3 protein-coding genes are annotated in these 2772 nt (G+C 73.0%); 1 reads left to right on the top strand and 2 read right to left on the bottom strand.

What is annotated here, in order from left to right:
- Positions 1-952, bottom strand: a 952-nt coding sequence (locus tag AB0C29_RS42110; protein ID WP_360833045.1) for an ATP-binding protein, incomplete at its 3' end; no start/stop codon positions are given.
- Positions 953-1062: 110 nt separating this feature from the next.
- A complete protein-coding gene (locus AB0C29_RS42105; RefSeq protein WP_360833043.1) occupies positions 1063-1584 on the bottom strand; it encodes a hypothetical protein in 522 nt (173 codons plus the stop codon).
- A 56-nt stretch (positions 1585-1640) separates the two neighbouring features.
- Between AB0C29_RS42105 and AB0C29_RS42100 the strand changes: the two genes are divergently transcribed.
- Positions 1641-2772 (top strand): 5'-methylthioadenosine/S-adenosylhomocysteine nucleosidase (locus AB0C29_RS42100; protein WP_360833040.1); only part of this gene is annotated, 1132 nt, incomplete at its 3' end.

Genomic DNA, 2772 nt, shown 5'->3' with positions numbered 1-2772 from the left:
GGAAGCGCACCCGCCCGCCCAGCTCGAGCAGCCCGGCCGCCGTCGCCGGTTTCGCCGCGTCGGGCCGGATGCTCAGGCGGTGCGCGGCCCGCCAGAGCAGGGTCAGGTCGCCGACCGGCTCCGCGGCGGCCAGCAGCAGCAGTTGCTGCGTCTCGACGGGCAGCGGGTGCACCCGGCGCAGGAACCCCTGCTCGATCCGGTTGGCCAGCGGCATGCTGGCCGCGTCGGGACCGAACGCCAGCTGGGCGGCGGTCAGGCCGTGCGGCAGCTCCAGCAGTGCGAGCGGATTGCCATGGGTCTCGGCGACGATCCGGTCCCGCACCCGCGGGTCCAGCGGCCCGGTGACGACGGTCTGCAGCAGCTCGCGGGCGTCGGCCTCCATGAGCCCTTCGACGGCCAGCCGGGCCAGCCCGGACAGGTCCTGCTGGTTGCCGAACTCGCGCAGCGCGAACACCACGGCGATGGACTCGGCCAGCAGCCGGCGGGCCACGAAGGTCAGCGTCTGGGTGGTGGCCCGGTCCAGCCACTGGGCGTCGTCGATCACACAGATCAGCGGCTGTTCCTCCGCGACCTCCGACAGCAGCGTCAGCACCGCCAGCCCGACCAGGAACCGGTCGGGGACCGTGCCGCCCCGCATCCCGAACGCGGTCTGCAGAGCATCACGTTGCGGTTCCGGCAGGCGGTCGAGCAGGCCGAGGAACGGGACGCACAACTGGTGCAACCCGGCGAACGGCAGTTCCATCTCCGACTCGACCCCGGCGGACCGGGCGACGCGGCAGCCGGCGGACCGGGTGAACAGGTACTCCAGCAGGGCCGTCTTGCCGATGCCGGCCTCGCCGTGCAGGACCAGGACCCGGCTGTGCCCGGCGCGGGCGCTCACGATGAGCTGGTCGAGGGCCTCGCATTCGACGCTACGTCCGCGCAGCGGCAGGGAATGACTTCGATCGGGCATGAAAGCACCGCCGCATGGTTGCTGCCGCCGACCGGGAGGTAGCAGTCGCGCTGTTCACTGTCCGCTCGGTACCGCGCCCTGGTCAAGGTCTGCCGCGATGAACACCGGGTTCAGGACGGCACCGGCAGCGCGCTCACCCCGGCCTGGACGTTGGCCAGCGCCGCCCGCAGTTCCGGCAGGCCGTCCATGGTGCTCGCCGTCAGCAGCAGCCGGACCGGTAACCCGGGCTCGTGCACCAGCGCGTTGCTCAGCAGCCAGCACAGCTCGGCCACCGACCAGTCGTCGGCACCGTCCACGATGATCACCACACCCGGAGCGCCGGGCTCCACGAGCTGTGCCGGGTGTTCGGCGGTGCGGTGCTCGATCCGCGCGCTCAACACCACCCAGCCGCTGCGGGCGAGGTCGGCGGCGGCGGCTTCGGCCGCTTCACCCGTACGGGCGAAGTCCGGCCCGTGCAGCCACAGCGCGGCGAGTCGCGTGCCGGGCCAGTCGGGTCGCGCAGGTGTCCGCGCGGGCTGCGGCTCGATCCGGGTGAGCCGGTACGAGGCCCTGCCGCGACCGTGGATGTGCAGGTCAGCGTGCATGACCGCGTACGCGGTGCCGCCGCGGGCGACGACCCGTTGCTCGTCCATGGGTCCATCATGCCTCCGGTAGGCTGGGAGACCGGCCGGCGGCGGAGTGGGGATCAGTGAGCACGGACGACGGTGCGCGGATCGTGGTGCTGACCGCTCTGTCGCTCGAATACGCAGCGGTCCGCGAGCACCTCGGCGACCTGAGCCGGCGATCGGCCCGGTCCGGCACCCAGTACGAGGTCGGCACGCTGGGCGGGGCCCGGGTGGCGATCGCCGAGGTCGGCGCCGGCAACGTGGACGCGGCCCTGGTGGCCGGCGAGGCGATCGACCTGTTCCGGCCGGAGGCGCTGCTCTTCGTCGGGGTCGCCGGTGCCCTGAGCGACAAGATCGCGCTCGGTTCGGTGGTCGTCGCGACCCGCGTCTTCGCTGTCCACGGTGCCAAGGAGCAGGACGATCAGTCCTACGCGCGGCCCCGTTCGTTCGACGCCGACCACGAGCTGTTGCAGCGGGCCCGGGTGGTCGCCCGTGAGTTCCAGCAGCGCCCGGATGCCCCGGAGGTCCACTTCGCGCCGATCGCGGCCGGCGAGGTGGTGCTCAATTCCCGGACGACACCGCTGGCCCAGCAGCTCAAGCACCATTACAACGACGCCGTGGCGATCGAGATGGAGAGCGCCGGGACGGCCCGCGCGGCCCACGTCGGTCGCGTCCGGATGCTGACCGTGCGGGGCATCAGTGATCAGGCCGACGGGCTGAAGGCCGTGGCGGACGCCGCCGGCTCGCAGCCTCGCGCGGTGCGCAACGCCGCCGCGTTCGCGGCCGCGGTGATCACCGACTTCCTCTCCCGGCCGGCCGAGGATCGCCCCGGGTCGGTGCAGAACGTCACCGCGAACGGCGGCCCGGCGTTCGGGGTCATGCACGGCAACATGTACGTCCACAGTGCCGAGCCGCCGAGCTCGGTGGAGTGGCGGCAGGTCAGCCGCCCGCCCCAGGTGACCTGGCGATCCGACTTCGTCAACCGGCCCTCCTCCTTCGAGCGGGCCGCCCTGGAGCTGCACCTGGTGCCCGCGACCGAGTCGCCGTTGATCGAGGTGCGCCGGCTGCGCGAGCTGGCCCCCCGACTGGCCGGGGAGCTCCCGGCCATGACACAGCTGGAGACCGGTCACGACGACCGGGCGGTCTGGGCCTGGACGACCGACTACCGCAGTGGCCCCGCCGGGCGGGTGGTCAGCCGTTCCGGGCAGCGGTCGG

Origin of the sequence: Actinoplanes sp. NPDC048791 (assembly GCF_040650095.1) — a bacterium.
Classification (GTDB): Bacteria; Actinomycetota; Actinomycetes; order Mycobacteriales; family Micromonosporaceae; genus Actinoplanes.
This window is presented reverse-complemented; position numbering and strand designations above follow the sequence as displayed.

Bases quoted from the DNA above. Each gene is read 5' to 3' on its own strand.
- AB0C29_RS42105 (WP_360833043.1), bottom strand. From the start codon at position 1,584: ATGGACGAGCAACGGGTCGTCGCCCGCGGCGGCACCGCGTACGCGGTC.